Genomic DNA, 943 nt, shown 5'->3' on the forward strand with positions numbered 1-943 from the left:
CACAAGGCGAAGTGAAAGGTGAAAAACAAAAAGCAGCAAGAGATATTGAAATGGAAAGTAAATTAAGAGAGACAGGAAGAGCTGAAGGATCACAAGGCGAAGTGAAGGGTGAAAAACAAAAAGCAGCAAGAGATATTGAAATGGAAAGCAAATTAAGAGAGACAGGAAGAGCTGAAGGGTCACAAGGCGAAGTGAAAGGTGAAAAACAAAAAGCAGTAAGAGATATTGAAATGGAAAGCAAATTAAGAGAGACAGGAAGAGCCGAAGGATCACAAGGTGAAGTGAAAGGTGAAAAACAAAAGGCAGTAAGAGATATTGAAATGGAAAGTAAATTAAGAAATACAGGAAGAGCCGAAGGATCACAAGGTGAAGTGAAAGGTGAAAAACAAAAGGCAGTAAGAGATATTGAAATGGAAAGTAAATTAAGAAATACAGGAGGAGCGGAAGAGTCACAAGCAAATGTAAAATCCGAAACACAAACAATGCAACGTGATGTAAACGTTCAAGATAGATTAAGAAGTTCGGGTGGATCAGGAGCAACAAATAATGATGTAAAGGCAAGTCCTACAACAGCGCAACGTGATGTAAACGTTCAAGATAGATTAAGAAGTTCAGGCGGATCAGGAGCAACAAATAATGATGTAAAGGCAAGTCCTACAACAGCGCAACGTGATGTGAATGTCCAGGACAATGTAAAAGGAAATGGAATGGTAAATAGTAATACAAGAGCGAACTCAACAACAGTTCAGCGTGATGTGAATGTCCAGGACAATGTAAAAGGAAATGGAACAGTAAATAGTAATGCAAGAGCGAACTCAACAACAGTCCAACGTGATGTGAATGTCCAGGACAATGTAAAAGGAAATGGAACAGTAAATAGTAATGCAAGAGCGAACTCAACAACAGTTCAGCGTGATGTGAATGGTCCAGGGACAATAGTAAA

The 943-nt window shown here is 38.9% G+C and carries 1 pseudogene; it reads left to right on the forward strand.

Annotation, left to right across the window (positions count from 1 at the left end):
• A pseudogene (locus HMPREF1014_RS29105) lies at positions 1-943 on the forward strand (pLS20_p028 family conjugation system transmembrane protein); the annotation flags it as partial.

The sequence above is a fragment of the Bacillus sp. 7_6_55CFAA_CT2 genome (assembly GCF_000238655.1).
GTDB lineage: Bacteria > Bacillota > Bacilli > Bacillales > Bacillaceae_G > Bacillus_A > Bacillus_A cereus.